The organism is Chryseobacterium sp. X308 (assembly GCF_020733145.1).
GTDB classification, from domain to species: Bacteria; Bacteroidota; Bacteroidia; order Flavobacteriales; family Weeksellaceae; genus Chryseobacterium; species Chryseobacterium cupriresistens.
The window spans coordinates 1-18,883 of record NZ_JAJFZH010000039.1 but is presented as its reverse complement, the minus strand read 5'-3'; the positions used below and the strand labels follow the sequence as shown (position 1 = coordinate 18,883).

At 35.7% G+C, this 18,883-nt stretch carries 21 protein-coding genes; 12 read left to right on the top strand and 9 right to left on the bottom strand.

What is annotated here, in order from left to right; all coding sequences use genetic code 11:
• Positions 1-287 precede the first annotated feature (287 nt).
• The 4 genes from LIV57_RS22175 to LIV57_RS22160 form a co-directional block, all read right to left on the bottom strand.
• Positions 288-509, bottom strand: a complete 222-nt coding sequence (locus LIV57_RS22175) for a hypothetical protein (protein WP_227944354.1) — start codon at positions 507-509, stop codon at positions 288-290.
• A gap of 100 nt (positions 510-609) precedes the next feature.
• On the bottom strand, positions 610-867 hold the full coding sequence (locus LIV57_RS22170; RefSeq protein ID WP_227944353.1) for a hypothetical protein: 258 nt from the start codon (positions 865-867) through the stop codon (positions 610-612).
• Positions 868-913: 46 nt separating this feature from the next.
• Positions 914-1,405: a HEPN domain-containing protein gene (locus LIV57_RS22165; RefSeq protein WP_227944352.1), complete on the bottom strand. Its 492-nt coding sequence runs from the start codon at positions 1,403-1,405 to the stop codon at positions 914-916.
• Entirely contained in the window at positions 1,398-2,537 is a 1,140-nt protein-coding gene (locus LIV57_RS22160) for a DUF262 domain-containing protein (protein WP_227944351.1), read from the bottom strand. Before LIV57_RS22160 ends, LIV57_RS22165 begins: the two co-directional genes overlap by 8 nt.
• Positions 2,538-2,976: 439 nt before the next feature.
• Here LIV57_RS22160 and LIV57_RS22155 point away from each other — a divergent pair, with 439 nt between their 5' ends.
• Complete coding sequence (locus LIV57_RS22155) at positions 2,977-3,684, top strand: DUF6261 family protein (RefSeq protein ID WP_227944350.1); 708 nt, start codon at positions 2,977-2,979, stop codon at positions 3,682-3,684.
• Between the two features lie 330 nt (positions 3,685-4,014).
• Here the strand turns inward: LIV57_RS22155 and tpx are convergent, their stop codons facing one another.
• Positions 4,015-4,584: a thiol peroxidase gene (tpx, locus tag LIV57_RS22150; RefSeq protein WP_227944349.1), complete on the bottom strand. Its 570-nt coding sequence runs from the start codon at positions 4,582-4,584 to the stop codon at positions 4,015-4,017.
• Positions 4,585-4,873: 289 nt separating this feature from the next.
• Here tpx and LIV57_RS22145 point away from each other — a divergent pair, with 289 nt between their 5' ends.
• From LIV57_RS22145 to LIV57_RS22120, 6 genes are all read left to right on the top strand, one after another.
• A complete protein-coding gene (locus tag LIV57_RS22145) occupies positions 4,874-6,505 on the top strand; it encodes an NADP-dependent glyceraldehyde-3-phosphate dehydrogenase (RefSeq protein WP_227944348.1) in 1,632 nt (543 codons plus the stop codon).
• 154 nt (positions 6,506-6,659) lie between these two features.
• A complete protein-coding gene (locus LIV57_RS22140) occupies positions 6,660-7,169 on the top strand; it encodes an RNA polymerase sigma factor (RefSeq protein WP_227944347.1) in 510 nt (169 codons plus the stop codon).
• Between the two features lie 11 nt (positions 7,170-7,180).
• On the top strand, positions 7,181-7,996 hold the full coding sequence (locus LIV57_RS22135) for a hypothetical protein (protein WP_227944346.1): 816 nt from the start codon (positions 7,181-7,183) through the stop codon (positions 7,994-7,996).
• A 62-nt stretch (positions 7,997-8,058) separates the two neighbouring features.
• The gene (locus LIV57_RS22130) at positions 8,059-8,418 is read left to right on the top strand and encodes a hypothetical protein (protein WP_110010416.1); all 360 of its coding nucleotides are present in this window, start codon (positions 8,059-8,061) and stop codon (positions 8,416-8,418) included.
• A 266-nt stretch (positions 8,419-8,684) separates the two neighbouring features.
• Positions 8,685-9,188, top strand: a complete 504-nt coding sequence (locus LIV57_RS22125; RefSeq protein WP_227944345.1) for an RNA polymerase sigma factor — start codon at positions 8,685-8,687, stop codon at positions 9,186-9,188.
• Positions 9,189-9,207: 19 nt separating this feature from the next.
• Positions 9,208-9,798 (top strand): hypothetical protein, encoded by a 591-nt coding sequence (locus tag LIV57_RS22120; RefSeq protein WP_227944344.1) that lies wholly within the window; start codon positions 9,208-9,210, stop codon positions 9,796-9,798.
• A gap of 42 nt (positions 9,799-9,840) precedes the next feature.
• Here the strand turns inward: LIV57_RS22120 and LIV57_RS22115 are convergent, their stop codons facing one another.
• Positions 9,841-11,385, bottom strand: coding sequence for a S41 family peptidase (locus LIV57_RS22115; protein ID WP_227944343.1), 1,545 nt, complete (start codon positions 11,383-11,385; stop codon positions 9,841-9,843).
• 170 nt (positions 11,386-11,555) lie between these two features.
• Here LIV57_RS22115 and LIV57_RS22110 point away from each other — a divergent pair, with 170 nt between their 5' ends.
• Positions 11,556-12,653: an MBL fold metallo-hydrolase gene (locus LIV57_RS22110; RefSeq protein ID WP_227944342.1), complete on the top strand. Its 1,098-nt coding sequence runs from the start codon at positions 11,556-11,558 to the stop codon at positions 12,651-12,653.
• Here the strand turns inward: LIV57_RS22110 and LIV57_RS22105 are convergent, their stop codons facing one another.
• Positions 12,654-12,941, bottom strand: coding sequence for a GNAT family N-acetyltransferase (locus tag LIV57_RS22105; RefSeq protein ID WP_047433564.1), 288 nt, complete (start codon positions 12,939-12,941; stop codon positions 12,654-12,656).
• A gap of 514 nt (positions 12,942-13,455) precedes the next feature.
• Here LIV57_RS22105 and LIV57_RS22100 point away from each other — a divergent pair.
• From LIV57_RS22100 to LIV57_RS22085, 4 genes are all read left to right on the top strand, one after another.
• Entirely contained in the window at positions 13,456-13,914 is a 459-nt protein-coding gene (locus tag LIV57_RS22100; protein WP_227944341.1) for a hypothetical protein, read from the top strand.
• A 107-nt stretch (positions 13,915-14,021) separates the two neighbouring features.
• Complete coding sequence (locus tag LIV57_RS22095; protein WP_227944340.1) at positions 14,022-14,927, top strand: helix-turn-helix domain-containing protein; 906 nt, start codon at positions 14,022-14,024, stop codon at positions 14,925-14,927.
• An 86-nt stretch (positions 14,928-15,013) separates the two neighbouring features.
• A complete protein-coding gene (locus LIV57_RS22090) occupies positions 15,014-16,015 on the top strand; it encodes an aldo/keto reductase (RefSeq protein WP_227944339.1) in 1,002 nt (333 codons plus the stop codon).
• 82 nt (positions 16,016-16,097) lie between these two features.
• Entirely contained in the window at positions 16,098-17,090 is a 993-nt protein-coding gene (locus tag LIV57_RS22085; RefSeq protein WP_227944338.1) for an MBL fold metallo-hydrolase, read from the top strand.
• A gap of 338 nt (positions 17,091-17,428) precedes the next feature.
• Here the strand turns inward: LIV57_RS22085 and LIV57_RS22080 are convergent, their stop codons facing one another.
• On the bottom strand, positions 17,429-17,821 hold the full coding sequence (locus LIV57_RS22080) for a DoxX family protein (RefSeq protein ID WP_227944337.1): 393 nt from the start codon (positions 17,819-17,821) through the stop codon (positions 17,429-17,431).
• A gap of 38 nt (positions 17,822-17,859) precedes the next feature.
• Positions 17,860-18,636 carry a DUF1223 domain-containing protein gene (locus LIV57_RS22075; protein ID WP_227944336.1) on the bottom strand — a complete coding sequence of 259 codons (777 nt, stop codon included), beginning with the start codon at positions 18,634-18,636 and terminating at the stop codon, positions 17,860-17,862.
• Positions 18,637-18,883 lie beyond the last annotated feature (247 nt).

The window sequence follows — 18,883 nt, the reverse complement described above, 5'->3', positions numbered from 1 at the left end:
CCAGATAGATTTTGAAGAAAGTAGGGTAAAAATCAAAGACGTTCACCCTACGCAAGCTAACTCAAGGTCGCTTTTATAAATATAAATGTATAAAAAATATTTGGAAGTTAACACAGAATCTAAAGCCTTTTGTATTTTTCTTTTTTATATCGGGCTAAAACCCGATGCTATTGATGTTTTTATCGTGTTTTATTTCTTTTTGTAAGAGTTTAGTTTCCTTCGGAAAGACAAAGTGAGCGCTTAGATTATCCACACAGTTTGTCATTCCGCAGGAATCTCGACAACGATTAAACATCTGTTAATTGTTTCTCATATACATGCATTTCTCCTTTATATTCATTTTCGTCAATTTTAATTAAAACGATGTAATCAGTATTATTTTCGGGATAAACTTCTTTTCGATTGTATGGATCTATTGTTTTTTTCCATGGCTCTTCTTTTGTAGCAACAACTATACATCGTTTTCCGGATGCTACTTCTAATACTTCTTGATTGATTTTAAATTTCATTTTATAAGTTTTTAATTATAAGAGATTAATTGCTAATAGATTGTTTTGAATAACAAAGAAATGTACTTCTGTATTATAAACATATCCTTCTCATACCTGATTAATCTTTGATTACTTCAAAAGGCCAAGTATAATGACTTGAGGCAAAAGGGCGATTGCCATTTTTTGGCGTTATTATTTTTGCTTTTATTTTAAATTTTGTGCCAATTGGAAAGTCTGTTGATAAAACCTTCGAACATTGTACAAACATAGTTTCTAAATAAGGGTCTTGATTGGGAAGAGGTTTTATATGAATTGGTCCATGTTTACCTCTTTCATTAGTTAAAACACTTTGTACTATGATATAATTATATTCCATATAATATTTTATTTTAATATTTAATTGAAATGAATCTAATAATTTATTATGTCAGGGATTGATCTAAATATAATATTATCTTTTTTGCATCATCAAAATAATCTTTAATATCACTAAAAGCAGCAGTTGGATTTCCACCGTGTGCAAATTCATTTCTTGCATTATTTAATGATTTAATTGATGTTTTTATTCTAGAAATATCAGTATCTGCATTTAAAAGATTTTTGAAATTCTGATTCCATTGTTCATCAAATTTTTTTAAAGATTTATGAATGTTGTCCAAATTTGGGTTAATAGAACTCTCCCTAAAGGATATATCTACAAAGTTTTTTACTTGATTGCTTTGTCCAACACAGCTAAAATCTGATATCATAACTTTGAAAGCTTGCTCTAAGGTTCCACAAGCCTTAATAATAGCATATTTTGTTAAGTAGGGAACAGCTGGATTAGTATTTGTTAATACTTCAATGATTTTTTCTATTCTTACAAAATCATTGTCACATTCTGAAACTAAAAGTTGTACATCAGGATTATTCATAATCTAAATTGTATAAAATTTTAGCAGCCAATCGAATTCTTCCATTTATATGTTGATTGTTGGTAGTTCTGACAGATGAGTATTCTTTAAATGTTTCATTTTGTAACAATAAAAGATGTCTATCTCTTAATCCATCTATCAGAATATTATTTAAACCTAGTTTTAAAATTGCATAATTGGTGGCAATTGAAACAGAGTCAAAAATAGTTGGATTAAATCTGGTCTGATAGTTACTTTCTGATGAAATATTTCGGAAGGAAATGATACCTAAAGTATCATATAAAAATTTCATCACATTTTGAAATTCTATTCGTTTTTTATTTATAAAAGATTCCTTATTATGATTTCTATTTCCCATGTATTCATTCAAAAACATTTTTAGAGAAATTTGTCCAGAACTTTCCCTTTTTATTTCTTCACTTCCAAGTGCAAAAAAACGTAAAATGAATTCAATATCTAACATTCGTGGATCTTCATCATCAACACCATACAGTTTTCGCCAATTTATATCTTGGTTTAGTTCAAAGAGAAGTGAATTTAAAGTACCTTGATAAACACAATTTCTAATTTCTTGAGGTTTTAAAATTTTTCCACTTGTATTTATTCTTTCAAAGATTTGATAAAGACTAGAGTCGTTATCCTTAGGTTGCTTTTGTTCAAAAATTATTGCATGAATAGTTGTTTGTTTAATTTTCTTTTGATCAAAATCCGATAATTCATTAAATGATTTATTTCTCCATCTATGATTTATTTTGTCAGTATTAGTTAGTTTAAAGCTTTTTCCGTCTTTTGAAAATATACCCTTTTTTACATAATCATATACTGTCATAATTCTTTGATATCCATCAATAATTAATTTATTATTATCAGAGGTATTAGCAAGAAATATAGATGGTATTGGTAATCCTAATAAAATTGATTCTATGAATCGACTTGCTTCAGGTTTATCCCAGACATATTTTCTTTGTAATTCTGGCTTTAGAAGTTCGTCATCATCATACATACTAATTAATTCTCTGAATGACATATCGGCTCCCCATGATGTTATATTAAATAAATCATCATTTGAAACTTCATTATCATCGTTGTCTACATTTTCGATATTAGGATTTTCCGCAGTTTCTTCTTCCATGTTATTTTTTATTCAATTAAAATATATTTATTATTCAATAATTTGATTACTAAAATTGTCCAGAATATTTTAGATGCAAAATACAATTCTAGTTTATTTACGTTCTCCGTATATTCACGGAAATTTTATCAAATATAAACTACATGATTTTTAAAACCTTACGGTTTTCCGTAACCCAAAAGACCCAACCTCAAAAAACATCCCATTTATAACCTCCCCAACCCCTCCAGATCTCCAAAACAACAGCAAAACACCTCTCCCAAGTCCTCCGTTCATTACAAACAAGCATGTTTGAAACTTCCCAAGAGCTTGGAAAGTATCCTGCAAGTTGGGGGAAACCTCCCAAGACCTTGGGAGGTTTGTTGCAAGTATATTTGTAACAAAACAACTTTTTTCTATATTTGAGTGTTAATTTATTAATTCCAAAAACACAAAAAAAATGAAAATTGCCCTCACACAGCTGAGCACTAAAGATCTTGCGACTTTAGCTCAGAGAATTCTTTCTAATGCCCAATCCGGAAAATACCCTGTTATTAACAATCATCCTCTTGTAGGCGCTTTGGCGTCTTCCTATACGGAATACGACAAGGTCTATACAAAGCAGGTCTACAGCGGAAAAGGGAAAGACGTAGCCACAGCCGATCACGAAAGAGATACCGCCTATGCCAATCTGAAATCTTTCCTGAACGGGTATCGTAAGCTGCCTTCTGCGGCCAACTATCAGCTGGCAGAGGATCTCTACGGAGTATTCAAAACTTTTGGGCTGAACCTGGACAGGCTCAGTTACTCTTCACAAACCGCTCAGATGAAGAAGCTTATAGAAGCATTAGAAACGACAGAAAACAAACAGAAGATCACACTTCTTTCTCTGGATGCAGCCTTTGCAGAGATGAAAGCTAAGCAGGATGCTTTTGAGATCGTGTTTGCAGAGCAGGCGGGAGCTAATGCCGATCTTCGTCAAATGACGAGTGCGAGTGCTATCCGTAAAGATCTGGAGAAAACAGTGAAATCTTATCTTAATCTGCTCACAGTAATGAAAGAGGTATCAGGCTGGGAATTGCTGTACAGTGATACCAATGAGTTGGTGAAAGCTGCAAAAAACTCTACATCAGAGAAGAAAGAGAGTGGTGAGACTCCACAGAAATAGGTTATTTGATTTTTTGTTGGAAATACGCAAAGGCGCAAGAACATTTCGACTTCGCTCAATATGAGATTTTCAGCAGGTAATACGTGATTATTTTCCCACAGATTTTACAGCTCTTTTCCTATTTATCGGCTTAATCCGCCTAATCGAGTTTAGATTCCTTGCTTTGCTCGAAATGACAAAGATGCCGTTGAAATTTTATCGTAGATAAAATCCTTGCGCCTTACAAAGTCTTTTTTAAATGTCATTTTGCGCCTTAGCGTTTTTCCAACAAAACAATTATAACATAAAAAAACTCAGCAATTCGCTGAGTTTTATTTTTTAAGCCACTTATTATTTCACAGCCGCAATAGCCGCCTCATAGTTCGGTTCCTGAGAAATATCCGGCACTTGTTCTTCATAGATAATATTACCTGAAGGATCTATCACCACAACCGCTCTGCTCAGAAGCCCTTTCATTGGAGAATCTACCAGTTCTACCCCGTAGTTCCATCCGAAATCGGAACGGAAATCGGAAAGCATGACTACATTTTTAATTCCTTCCGCACCACAGAATCTTTTCTGGGCAAACGGCAGATCTTTGGAAATACAAAGGACTACGGTATTGGGAAGGTTTCCTGCCTCTTCATTGAAATGATGTACAGAAGCAGAACAAACACCCGTGTCTACGCTCGGAAAGATATTCAGAATAACGTATCTTCCTTTGAAGGAATCCAGAGTTTGGTCATTCATATTCACATCGGTAAGGGTAAATTTAGGAGCCGGTTTATTCAGTGCCGGCAATTTGGCATAAGTGTGAACTTCTTTTCCTCCCATTAAAACAGTATTGATTGCTTTTGATTTTTGAGCAAACCCCACTGCAGAGAAGAATAACAGTGTGCCGCAAACTAATTTTGAAAACATGAAATTTATTTTTAAGCTAAATTATTCTTTTTTCAGGAGCTAAGATTAATTTTAATTCAAATAGATCGAATCTATTGTCAGGTTATTTTTTTCAACACATTTTCCTGTTACCTTTATACTATAAAATGTAGAAGTTTCAAAGGTGTCATTCTGAATGGAATAAAATGTAATGAAGAATCTCATATAGTAGATTATTATTAAGATTCTTCCTTCGTCAGAATGACAAAAGTCAAATAATTTAAATTTTGAAACAATTTCAATCTTATCACATAAAAAAATAGAAAGATTTATGAGTTCAGAAAATACAGCATCATTTCATCACAACATTTTTAAAGGAGAAAACGAAATTCCGGAAGAATATAAAGTTCCGGTTATCCATCAGAGAACGTATCTTTTGAATGGAGAACTGGTAGAATGGAACGGCGAAGTTACCGAAATCTATTCCCCGGTATGCATTCCTACAGAAAACGGATTGGAAAGAAAACTTCTGGGAAGCATCCCGAATATTGGTCCGAACGAGGCGATGGAAGTTCTAGAAGCTTGTGTAAAAGCCTATGATAACGGACTTGGCGAGTGGCCTACCATGTCTGTGGAAGGAAGAATCAAATGTATGCAGAAATTCGTGTACCTGATGATCCAGCAGAGAGATCTGGTTATCAAACTGCTGATGTGGGAAATCGGAAAAACGCTGGCTGATTCTACCAAAGAGTTTGACCGTACGGTAGATTATATCAATCAGACCATTGATGCATTAAAAGATCTTGACAGGGAATCTTCCCGCTTTCAACAGGCAGAAGGAACGATTGCACAGATCAGAAGGGCACCGCTTGGTGTAGTGTTAAGTATGGGGCCATTCAATTATCCTCTGAATGAAATTTTTACCACATTGATTCCGGCTTTGATCATGGGAAATACCATCCTGTTTAAACTTCCAAAACATGGTGTCCTTGCTCATTATCCTTTATTGAACGCATTCAAGGAAGCATTCCCGAAAGGAACGGTGAATACATTATATGGAAAAGGATCAGAAATCATCACTCCCATTATGGAAAGCGGGAAAGTAAACGTTCTGGCTTTTATCGGATCCAGTAAAGTGGCTAACGGATTGAAAAAACTGCACCCGAAAGTGAACCGTTTAAGAGCTATTCTGAGTCTGGATGCTAAAAATGCAGCCATCGTTACCAAAAATGCAAATCTTGATGTAGCGGTAAGTGAGTGTATTTTAGGAGCACTTTCTTTCAACGGGCAGCGTTGTACAGCATTGAAACTTATATTTGTTCAGAAAGAAGTGGCATTGGAGTTTACAGAGAAGTTAAGTGCTGCTGTCTCTGCTTTGAAGGCCGGGCTGCCATGGGAAAAAGAGGTGAAAGTAACTCCACTTCCGGAGGTCAATAAACCGGCTTATCTGAAAGAATGTATTGATGATGCTTTACAGAAAGGAGCTGCAGTACTGAATAAAGATGGAGGCTATACAGATGAATCTTTTGTTTTCCCGGCAGTTGTATATCCTGTAAACAGTGATATGAAATTATACCATGAAGAGCAATTTGGTCCGGTGATTCCTGTTGTTCCCTTCGAAGATATAGAAGAGCCTATAGAATATCAGGTGAATGCCTCCCACGGAATGCAGGTAAGTATTTTCAGTGAAGATCCGCATGAGGTAGCAAGACTGATTGATCCGTTTGTGAATCTTGTAAGCCGTGTCAATATCAACTGCCAGGCACAGAGAGGTCCCGATGTTTTTCCATTTACCGGAAGAAAAGACAGTGCGGAAGGAACACTTTCTGTTTTTGATGCGCTCCGCTCATTCTCTATCAGGTCCTTGGTGGCGGCAAAGCTGACAGATTCCAACAAAGAGCTGCTGAATACGATTGTAAGAGAACATGATTCTAACTTTTTAAGTACAGATTATATTTTCTGATTCTGACCAGTATTATATTTAACATAAAATAAAATCCTCAATAAACATCTTGGTTTGTTGAGGATTTTTTTAACTTAATACCGGAAATTAAAGTTTTGTGTTATAATAGGATGGTGTTTTTTAGAGATATCATCTAATGATCAGTGTGTAAATCATGTCTTCACCCGAAAAAGAATTTTTAGAGAAAATTGAAAAGCACAAAGGTGTTATTTTCAAAATCTCTAAAATGTATATGGATAATAAGGACGACCAGAATGACCTCTACCAGGAGATCATTTACCAGGCCTGGAAATCATACGCTGATTTTCAAAAGAGAAGTGATTTCTCCACATGGCTGTACAGAACTGCGCTCAACACAGCCATTGTTTTTTTGAGAAGTGAAAAAAAACGTAGTTTTATACAAAATCAGAATGTGGATGGGCTGAGTGCCAGGCAGGAACCTTATAATGATACGGATGATCTGAATATGAAGCGGATGTATGAAGCCATCCATCAGTTGAGCCCCATTGATAAAGCCCTTATATTTTTCTTTTTAGAGGGTTTTTCGGGAAAAGAGATTGCTGTACAACTGGGAATTACTGAAGTGAATACACGCGTAAAGCTGAAGAGGGCAAAAGAAAAGCTGAAAGAGATTATTGCCAGACAAGGTACAGATTCCCATTAAAAAATGACACTATGGAGTTAGAAAACTTTAAAGAACTTTGGAATAAAGATACAGGACACGGATCCCCTGAAATTTCTCTGGAAAAACAGAAGGAAATACATTCCCCATTGGAGATGCTGAAAGTGAATATGCAAACTGAATTCTGGCTGATGATTATAACACTGCCTTTGCTCTTAACAGGTGTTCCATTGGCTTCTGCTGATTCTAATATTAAAACCATTTCAATATTTGTCACGATTCTGACAGTTGCTGTTATTATTTATTTTTATTCCCGCTTCCTGAAATTGTATAAGCTGCTTGGAAAAAACAGCATCAATACCAATTATGATTTGTTTAATCTGAGAACGCAGCTCCTCATATCGAAAGAAATTTATATTTCCTATTATATTGCTTATATTCCTCTTGGGTTTCTGTTGTCTCTGATCAAAATTAATTTTCATTTTGATAGGGAATATAACCTGGCTATTTTCGGTATCAGTCTTCTCATTACCCTTCTGTTGATTGCCTTTATTATCAAATACTGGATCTATTATATGTACGGAAGATATATTGATGATGTAGTGCGTCTGGTAGATGAGCTTAACGGAATTGAAGTAAGCCCAAAACCTGAAAAGAAAATGACCTGGTTTGAATGTTCACAGAGATTTTTTATGAATAAAATGGGGATTAAAGGAAACATTCTGAATACCATCATATGGTTTGTGTCCATGTATTTTTTGATCATTTTATTGCTGACCGTTGTTCTGCTGATCATTATCATAGTGGGCGCAAAATTTGATTTTCTGGATATCGGTTCATTACAGAGAGCTTTAAATAAACTGAATTAGAAATGACTGTATCTTCTGTAAAATTTCTATCTTTAGAACATTGAGTTGTAAAAAAATATTACATGGATGATTTTAAAAATCAGATGTATTCTATAGAAGAATTTCTGGAGCTTGTAAAGAACAAGCAGGACAGGAAAGCAGCCTTCGACCCGGAATATAATTATGCAGTTTATTCTTCAGCAGACGAATTTAAGCCCGGAATGAAAATTTTTATCGGAGATCCTTTGGATATTGGTGGGGATGATAATGAAATCTTACCTGATTTCGTTTTTCATAACAAGCTCCATTATATGTGTTCAGATGAAAATATTCAGGATGTGGTAGATCTTGCTTTCAGACAGCGTGCTGATATTAGCTCTTCTCAGCTTATCACTGCCCTGAACCATTATCTGGAAAAAGATGATTTCTTAGATTTTAAATAATAAAAGAATTAGATATATAAAAACAATAACCTGATGTTAACAATATCAGGTTATTGCTTTTTTTATGTAACATTTTTACGTTTTTCCTACGAACTGGTCAAGTCAGAAAAAAACTATTTCGACTCATGCTATTTCGGGGAAATAGTAAAAAGCTTAAAAAAAACACAATGAGACCTGGCAGTATTTCTTTGTCAGGTTTTTTATTTTTTTGTAAAAATCTGTAACAATTTTTTTAAACGAAAACTAACTCTATAGAGTAAATGCCCATGACCTCATTAGAACAAGAGTTTATAAGTCAGATTGAACAGCATAAAGGAATCCTGTTTAAGATTTCTAAAATGTATATGACTGAAAAGGATGACCGTGATGATCTTTTTCAGGAGATTACCTATCAGCTCTGGAAAGCATTTCCGGGTTTCAGAGGTGAAAGTGAATTTTCAACATGGCTATACAGAATTGCTTTGAATACAGCTATTATTTTCCTGAGATCAGAAAAGAGAAGAAGCTTTATCGCCCATGAAGACTTTTCTAACCAAATTATTATTCAGGAAGACTATGATTACCGTAAAGAAGAGCGTCTGGCTGAAATGTATCAGGCTATTCATCAGCTTAATCCTATCGACAAGGCCTTTATATTCTATTATCTGGAGGATTTTTCAGGAAAACAGATTGCAGAACAGATGGGAATTTCAGAAGGCAACGCAAGAGTGAAAATGAACCGGGCAAAAAATAAGCTTAAAGATATCTTAAGCCAAATAAAAACCAACTAACATTAAAAACAGTAATCTCATGAATATCGATGAATTGAAAAATACCTGGAACGAAGATATTGTGGAGGAAACTCCTGAAATAAGCATAGAACAGAGGAATAAATTACATCTACCCCTGGAAAAGATACGTAAAAACATGCGTGTGGAGTTCTGGTGGATCATCGGAATCTTTATTTTTGCCTTTCTGGTATGCTCTGTATGCAGACCATTTAAACTTCAGTTGTATATAACAGTTTTGATTGCCTCCATGCTTTTGGTTACCGTTTTCTTTTTCAGTAAGTTCTTTACATTGTACAATGAAATCAGTAATCCTGCTCCAAAAACCTATGATTCTTTAAAAGATCTTGTAATGCAGCTTAATCTTAATAAACAGTATTACCTCTCTTATTACATCAGTTTTGCGCCGTTTCTCGTATGCGAGATCCTTATTGTCCTTGAATTTATCCCGTGGCCAAAACCTTTGAGTGAACTGAAGATTGCTGTTATCCTGATCGGTTCTGTGGTTGCAGGATTGTTTTTACTGTATCTGGCTGGAAAATTCTGGTTTCACCGCTATTACGGAAGATATATCCAATATATTGAAAGTCTTCTGGGAGAATTGAAAAGATAGAAAAGAATCCGGCGGGCTGAAAGCCCGCCGGATCAATATTCATTACTTACTTTTATTTTCTTTTTCTTTTTCTTTTGCTATTTCGTTTATTATCCAATCCAGTTGCGGATCTTTTTGATCAATAATATCCTGCATATTTTCAATAATAGTCACGTCCGGAACAACCCCTTTCCGTGAATCTGAAAAATTAATATTAGGCTGTACCAAAAGCAGTCCTATCGGAAATCTGATTTCAGAATTGGGAAGCTTCTGGTAAGAATAAAATCCGGCCACAGTTCCGTCATTGGCACCTCCGGTTTCTTCTCCCACAAGCGTTGCTCTTTTATCATTCTTAAGTTTGGCGGTAATAATGGAAGATGCTGAGAAGCTCCCTCCGTTAATCAATACAAAAACTTTTCCATGGAAAGCCTCCTTTTTAGGCTTTGTAGGTTTGTCAGCCTTCATCTTGTAGAATACTTTTCCATCCTTTTTATAGGTACTGAAAGTCTGCGCAAGAAAATAACTCGGATAAGCGATACTTTTAAGAGCATACTCTAAAGGAGTACTTTTTCTGAAGTAATTGGTGCGTAAAGGTGCATTTCTTGAAGTTAGCTGAGAGGGTTTAATCAGAGTAAATGGTGCATCAGCTAAATACGAATACAGGTTATTGATTTCATATAATGAACCGCCGTAGTTGTTTCGGACATCGATGATGAGGTAGGAAGATTTTGAATGGTTGATGCTGGCAAAAGCTTTTTTATAAAACTTATCTGAGTAATCCCTTGAGAAGCTTTTTACCTTAATATAAGCAATAGTACTGTCTTTGTCCAGAAACCGGAAACTTCTGTTATAAGAATTACTCGAAGCTACATAATCATTCAGTTTCTTTTCCGGGGTCTTTTTCTGCATCTCCTTATCCTTTTCAAGATCAGAATCGGACTTCGTTTCGCGGGTTAAAGTATACGTTCTTTTTTTACCATTATAAAGGGTTTCAAGAGTAGCTTTGCTGTCAAAACCATTTTCTGCAGTATAAAAATTAAAGAAAAGATCTTTTAAAAAATACGGATGGAAAGTGGTATTATCACCATCACTGCTGATCAGGCTTCTGTACTTTTTGATATAGTCAGATACAGGTACATTATTGATGGATAAAATTTCAGTTCCTGGCTTTATGTGCTCAATGGAATCTTTGTTTTGGATGATATACATTCGGTCTCCCGATATATAATATTCAAAACGGCTGAACATTCCTTTTTGATGTTCCAGCCTTTTAATTTCTTCTTTCGTAAATTTCTTTCTGGGAATTCTCAATGAAAGATGGCCTTCACGAATTCCGGCGATGACAGGCTGAAGTTTGAAATAAAACTGAAGTGGGGTAAGAGGTTCGGTGATCGTTTGCTTGAGACTGTCAAATTTACGTTCCAGTTCCTTTCTGGGAATATACCAGTATAATTGAGGGTGCATTTGCTGTAATTTTGAATACGCAAAGTCCACATCCTCTTTAAGTTGCTCCGGTGGAATACGTGAAGCCCGCTGTTCGTTGTGTTTTTTTACAGAGGCACAGGACGAAAAAATAGCGAGAAGTAATATTACCGAATAATTTTTCAATGTATCTGAGTTTTTTAGGGTGCTAAAATAAAAAGTTTAAAATTAATCCCGACTTAAATGAATAATAAATTTTTAAAATACATGATAAATTTAGTTAAAAAATGGAGTAAAATGGAATAAACTTTCATGTAAAGACAAAAGTCAATACATTTGATATTTATTTTGTACAGATGATTTACTGGATTATTACGTGTATAGTTGTTTTGACGGTAACTTTTTTTATCGTGATCAATATGAAGGCGTTTGGCGGCGTACCAAAAGGAAAAAGGCTGAAGCGCATCAGGCAGTCGAAACTCTATAAAAACAGACAATTCCAGAATATCAGCCATACACCTTCCCTTACAGAAGGCTACAAAATGTCAAAAGTGACTTATGATTTCTTTTTAGGAAAAAAAGATCCGCTGCTGAAACCTTTGAAAGAAATTCCAGCTCTTCATACCGATTTGAAAAATTTTGATAAAAATCAGGATGTATTGATCTGGCTGGGACATTCATCTTATTACCTGCAGACAGATGGCGTTTCCTTTCTGATAGATCCTGTTCTGAGTCTTTACGGCTCACCTTTCAAATACTTTAATAAAGCTTTCAAAGGCTCAGATATTTTTAAGCCTGAAGACATTCCCGGTATAGATTATCTGGTCATCACGCATGATCATTTTGATCACCTGGATTACCCAACTGTAAAATCGATTGAAGAAAAAACAGACATGGCCATTATACCTTTGGGAGTAGGAGCGCACCTGGAAAGATGGGGATATGCTGAAAACAAGCTTATTGAAGAAGAATGGGGAACAGAAGTTGCCCTGAAAAATGATATAAAAATTGTTTTCACTCCTGCCAGACATTTTTCAGGAAGGAGAGTGAGACAGAATGATACGCTTTGGAGTTCTTACGTACTGATAACACCTACTAAGAAAATTTTCCTGGGAGGAGACAGCGGCTATGATTCCCATTTTAAAACAATAGGCGAGCAATACGGACCTTTCGATTATGCTGTTCTTGAAAATGGACAATATGGAGAGGCATGGCGGTATATTCATACCTTACCGGAAGATGTTGTTCAGGCTGCTATTGATCTTAGAGCACAGCGTATTATCCCGGTTCATGTGGCCAAATTTGCACTGGCACTTCATCCGTGGAATGAACCCTTACAAAAGATAACCGCCCTTGGAAAAGAAAAACAGTTGAATATCCTCACCCCGATGATCGGTGAGGTTGTACATCTGAATCAGTCAGACCAGAAATTTACAGCCTGGTGGGAAAGCTGATCAGGCATGCCAGATTTCTTTATATCTTGCAGGATGATTTTCAAACTGCTGTCTTACAAAATCGCATTCCGGGTCTACAAGCAAATCTTTTTCCTCTGCATACCGTACCAGCTCGTCCAGCAATAGTTTGGCATATCCTTTTCCCTCACGTTCTTCATCAAGTTTCGTATAAAATACAATAAGCAGTCTTCCATCAACCTCTATGGACATATAACCTGCCTTTTTCCCATCAATAAGTAACTGCAATTCATCCTGATATTGAGATACCTGAAACTTTATATTTTCCATAACAATAAGATTTGGTTGATTAAAAATAATTTTGAGACAATTCTTTAAAAACATTCTCTCCATTAAAATTACGAAATTAAATGATATCAGATAATAGTTTTTAATAATCTTAACGAATTTTATAACATAAATGGATAAAAGATAAAAGATAAAAGATATTACCATTAAATATCCGTATGTCAGGATCAATAGAGCTGGGCTTTAGCCCGCCATACAATATATAATTTCTCCTACGGCTTCAGCCAAAACTTCAAATAGATCTCTTTTTTTATATTGAAAATAATCTACAATTCATTGATTATTAATATTTCATAAGTTTTCGTTGGATGTAATTATTTGCGTTCTGAGGATGACTTTGGATTGGTTAATGTTTATAAATTTCATAAAAAACGCAGAAAATATTTCAAAGATAATCAGTGGTTTATGATTTTTATTAACAAATATTAGTATTTATATTTAAGAATTGGCACTTTAATTGACTATTCCTTCATGTTTAATTTTAAAGTGGTGTGAAATGAAAAAATTAATATTAACAGCATTATTGGTTGGGACATTTAGTCTGAGTTATGCCCAGTCCGATTATTATAATGATTATAGAAGAAGTATCTCGGACATCAACTGGCAAAGAGTAATTACTGATCTTGTGCTTTCAACAACACAGGCCAATCAGATTTATGTGTTGAATGACAGATACCGTGATTATGATACATGGAACAGAGTTTACGTAGTAGAACCGGGAAGATGGAGGAATGACCGTTATTCAGAGCTGGAAAGAATTCTGGGTAGAGAAAAGTATATCCTCTTTAAAAAGAAATATTACAGTGGTCAGAATCCGGTAATCGTCTATGGCAGAAACAAAAACGATTATAAAAAATACCGTAAACAACAGGAAAAGTATTATAAAGATCAGGAGAAATACTATAAAAAACAAAATAAACACCGCGGTCACGGACATGACGGTGATTGGGATTAAAACCATTATCAACTCTATCACTTATAACGGCTGACATTTTTTGTCAGCCATTTTATTTTTCAATATCTGATGTGATTTAGTTTGTTTGATTTTTATAACTTTGATCTATGGAATCACACGAGTCACTTAAAGGTTTTTATGAAAGAAATGCTCCCAATCTGGCATCGCAGTGTATCGGGGTCAGTAAAATGGGACACTTCAATGTATTTTCACGGGAATACTGTTCTCCTCTTACCCCATACAGCAGGAGAGATTATTATAAGATTTCTTTAATTATAGGAAAGGGAAAGCTTCATTATGCTGACAAATGGATCAAAGTAGACCGTCCCGCATTATTGTTTTCCAACCCCATTATTCCTTATTCCTGGGAAGCTGATGATGAGGATCAGAAAGGCTGGTTTTGCCTGTTTACAGATCAGTTTCTGCATAACGGAAGCCGTATGGGGAACCTTCAGGATTCTCCGCTGTTCAAGATCGGAGGAACACCTGTTTTCTTTGTAAATGAAGAACAGCAGAAAATACTTGCTGAGATCTATACCAAAATGATGACGGAGATCCAGTCAGATTATATTCACAAATATGATATGCTGAGAGCATACCTTCATCTGATGATTCATGAGACGATGAGAATGCAGCCGGCAGAAAGTTTCGAACCTTATCAGAATGCTTCACAAAGAGTAGCTTCATTATTTATGGAATTGTTGGAAAGGCAGTTTCCAATTGACAGCCCTGAGGCCTTTTTGAAGTTAAAAACCCCGAATGATTATGCCCGGAGTCTTTCCATTCATGTAAATTCTTTGAACCGTTCGGTAAAAGAGATTACAGGAAAAACAACCAGCCAGCAGATCACCGCAAGGATTATTCAGGAAGCCAATGCCTTGCTGAAACATACGGATTGGAATATTGCTGAGATTGCCTACGGATTAGGTTTTGAAGAACCCGCTTATTTCACCAATTATTTTAAAAAACAAACCGGAATTACTCCCAATGCCTTAAGAATGGATGTTGTTTGAATTTTATAATTCTTAGTTTGAATTCTATATCAGGGTTGACTTCCTGATGTTCTAATTTTGTCATGTAAAATTAAATCATACCTATCATGAAATTTAAAAAATTAGGAAACACAGAAGAACAGTTATCAGCAATTGGTTTAGGATGTATGGGAATGAGTTTCGCATATGGTCCTACCGACGAGCAGGAAAGTATCAATACCCTGCACAGAGCTCTGGATTTAGGAGTTAACTTTTGGGATACGGCAGATATGTATGCCAATGGAGAAAATGAAAAACTGATTTCTAAAGTTTTAGTACCGAACAGGGATAAAATCTTCATTGCTACCAAATTCGGATTCAGGTTTAAAGATGGTAAGGCAAGCCACAGCGGTGCTCCGGGAACCTATTTCGACGGCTCTCCGGAATGGATAAGACAGGCAGTAGATTTAAGCCTTCAGAGATTAAAGATCGATACAATCGACTTGTATTATGCACATAGAGTAGATCCGAATGTTCCTGTAGAAGAAACGGTAGGAGCAATGGCAGAATTGGTAAAAGCAGGAAAAGTGAAATATCTTGGATTGTCTGAAGCTTCGGCAGAATCTATCAGAAAAGCCAATAAAATTCACCCTATTGCAGCATTGCAGTCAGAATACTCTATCCTTACGAAAGATGTTGAAAATGAGATTTTACCCACCATCAGAGAACTGGGGATTTCTTTGGTTCCTTATTCGCCGTTAGCAAGAGGACTCTTTACCAATATCTATGATGCACAAAATCTTGGTGATGACGATTTCAGAAAATCATTACCGCGTTATCAGCAGGAATATCTTGAAAATAACACTAAGCTGGCTAACGAAATCAACGAATTTGCAGCTTCCAAAGGAGTGAAAGGAACCCAGCTTGCCTTAGCCTGGGTATTGAACCAGGGAGATGATATCATTCCGATTCCGGGTACAAAACGAATCAAATATCTGGAAGAAAATATTGCAGCCGTCAATATAGAGCTTTCAAAGTCGGATCTGGATACCATTGATGCGATCCTGAAAAAATACCCTAATGTGGGAGAAAGATACAATGAAGGTTCAATGAAACTGGTGAACAATTAAAGACTATGTTAGATAAAAACTGAGCTTCTTACAATAAAAAAAGCTCAGTTTTTTTGTTTTTATATTTAAAAGGAGTTCGACTATGAACAGAAGAGAATTATTAAAGAACGGATTATTGGCAGGAACATTAAGTATGATTCCTTTTTCCGGTTTACTGGCGGAACAGAAAAAAAATCCGGCCAAAACAGGAGATGATCTTTCCGGATTTAAAAAGCTGCGGCTTGGTGAGCTTGAACTATTTGTTCTTACGGACGGATATATCCATGAAGAAAACCTGAATTCATTTGCACCAAGAGGCACTGTTTCAGAATTGAAAGCAATTCTTAAAGATAATTTCAGACCGGAGAATTATATTGATATGGCGATGAATATTCTATTGGTTAAGACAAAGAATAAACTCATCTTATTGGATACCGGAATGGGAATTTTTGCCGATGAAAGAAGCGGATTTTTATTGAAAAGCCTTCAAAAAGCAGGATTTTCTCCAAAAGATGTTACCGATGTCTTAGTCTCTCACGCCCATCCGGATCACATCGGCGGAGTAGTGGATAAACAAAATCAGTTTATTTTTCCCAATGCTGATATTTTCATCTCCAAAACAGAACATGATTTCTGGATGAAAGCTTCCATCAAAGATTTCAGTAACAGTGCACTGAAAACACAACCTGGATTTCTTAATCAGATTATTCCTGCAATTCAGAATATTTTGAAAACGATTCAGCCCAAACTGAAGTTTTATGACCTTAATAATACATTGTATGATTATTTTAGTTTCCAGTTAGCTCCTGGCCATACACCAGGCTTAACCGTTACAACCATCTCTTCAGGAAATGAAAAGCTGATCTATATTGCAGATTTGATCCATTCTGATGTGGTCCTTTTTCCACACCCTGAATGGGGCTATTTCGGAGATACAGATCTGGATATCGCAACAGCTTCAAGAAAAAAACTCCTTCAACAAATGGCAGATACCAGAATCAGAGCGTTTGCTTATCATTTACCATGGCCGGGCCTTGGTTACACAAAAAAGAAAACATCCGGCTTTGAATGGTTTCCGGAAGGTTTTATGAATTAGGTAATAGGTTGCAGATAGCAGGTCGTAGGTTGCAGTTGAAAGGAAAAGAGGATTGGGATAAGGAATACGTTGACCTTGATTAATAAATAGGTGCTCAGTATTCCCCTCCTCCGGAGGGGTGGCAAAAATTCAAAGAATTTTTGCCGGGGTGGTTAACTAAACAGCATAATCGATCCCACACATAAAATCATCGATAGCAGCGGACTTTAGTCCGCTTTCATGATCAACATTTATTTATTCGGTTTTAACCAAAATTTATTGATCATATATAAACAACAGATCCTCCCAGGCAATGGAAGGATCTGTTTCAAACATAAGAAAAAATTAGAGTTTTATCATTAAGCTTCTCCAAATACCAATTCAGGAGAATACAGCTTTCTGAACATGATGTAAGTTACCGTTAACACAGAAAAGGCAACAATTGCATCTACCGTAGACGGAAAACCGAGTACCGCAATTTTTGAAAAGAAAGCAAAAAGAATATCAAAGAACATTCCTGCAAACACCCATTCTTTTAGTCTCAATAATTTATTGGGAAGCAAAAGAACCAGTACTCCGCAGATTTTAAAAATACCTAATATATAAATGAAATGAGGCGGATATCCAAGCTGCCGCGTAATATCCCATACAACCGGATTTTTTGTCAGTTCAAAGAAACCGCTGGCTCCAAACCATAATGACATAAAAATAGTGCCTGACCAATAGATAATTTTTGTAGTTTTTGTTTTCATTGTTGTAATTTTTAGTGATAATTAAATTGTATAGTATTTTATTTAAAAGCTGTTTTTGCTGATCCTGAGATTTCTCCCGTTCTCCTATTCTGAATAAAAGCGATGACTTCCCAGTTTTCCGGAGAAAAGCCTTCCGGAAGTTTAAATGTTGTGATTCCTTCCTGCTGTTTATTCAATGAGATGAGGTTTTGCTTGTGGACAATCTGCCAGTGATGCAGATGGCGTCCTTCATTTTCACCTTTCCCAACCTCCGTGGAAGAATGTTTTTCAACCAGATTAATAAGAAGTATATTCTGAGGATCGGTGGAAGGCGCTTTATACTGAACATTAACTGCATTCTGAGAAACGGTTGCAGATAATTCTACATTTGTTTTTTTAGAAGCAAACAAGGCTTTCTGAATGGCATTTTTGATATTGTTTTCATCAGAGCCTACAAATTCTGTTTTTCCGTTGACTACCAGCTGTGGAGTATAAACCTGGGAATTCAGCAGGCGACTGTACTGCTGTTGCCGCTGGGAATTTTCAGCCGTACTGAACCGGTCCTTCCATCCGAGACGGTTCCAGTAATCAACATGGTAGGAGAGAAGGTAAACAGGCTCATCTTTGTATTCCTTTTCAATTTTTCCCATCAGTTCATCTGCAGGAGGACAGCTTGAACAGCCTTCTGAAGTAAAGAGTTCCAGAACAGCGAAACCATTATTTTCTGAGGTGGAATGCTGTTCTGTCTTCTGATCTTTATTTTGATGAATAAATGCTGAGGCTGCAAATAATACCGCGGTAAAAGCGCTTACTGTAATTAAGTTTTTTAGTATCATGTCTTTTAATTTGATTCAAAAGTAGACACCTGATAAAGGCAAAAGAATACAAAACAGGTTCAACCGGACAAATTGAGAGGTGAATCCGGAAATTGTGAGGGGAAGGATTTTAGGATGGGAGCGGGAAGCTGGAAGCTGGGAGTTTCTGAGCACGAAAAGAAATAGAGATTTATTTTTAATATAAGCCAGAAAGCTTAAAAATTAACAAAAGAAAACCCTGATCATCTCAATCAGGGCTATAGTATAT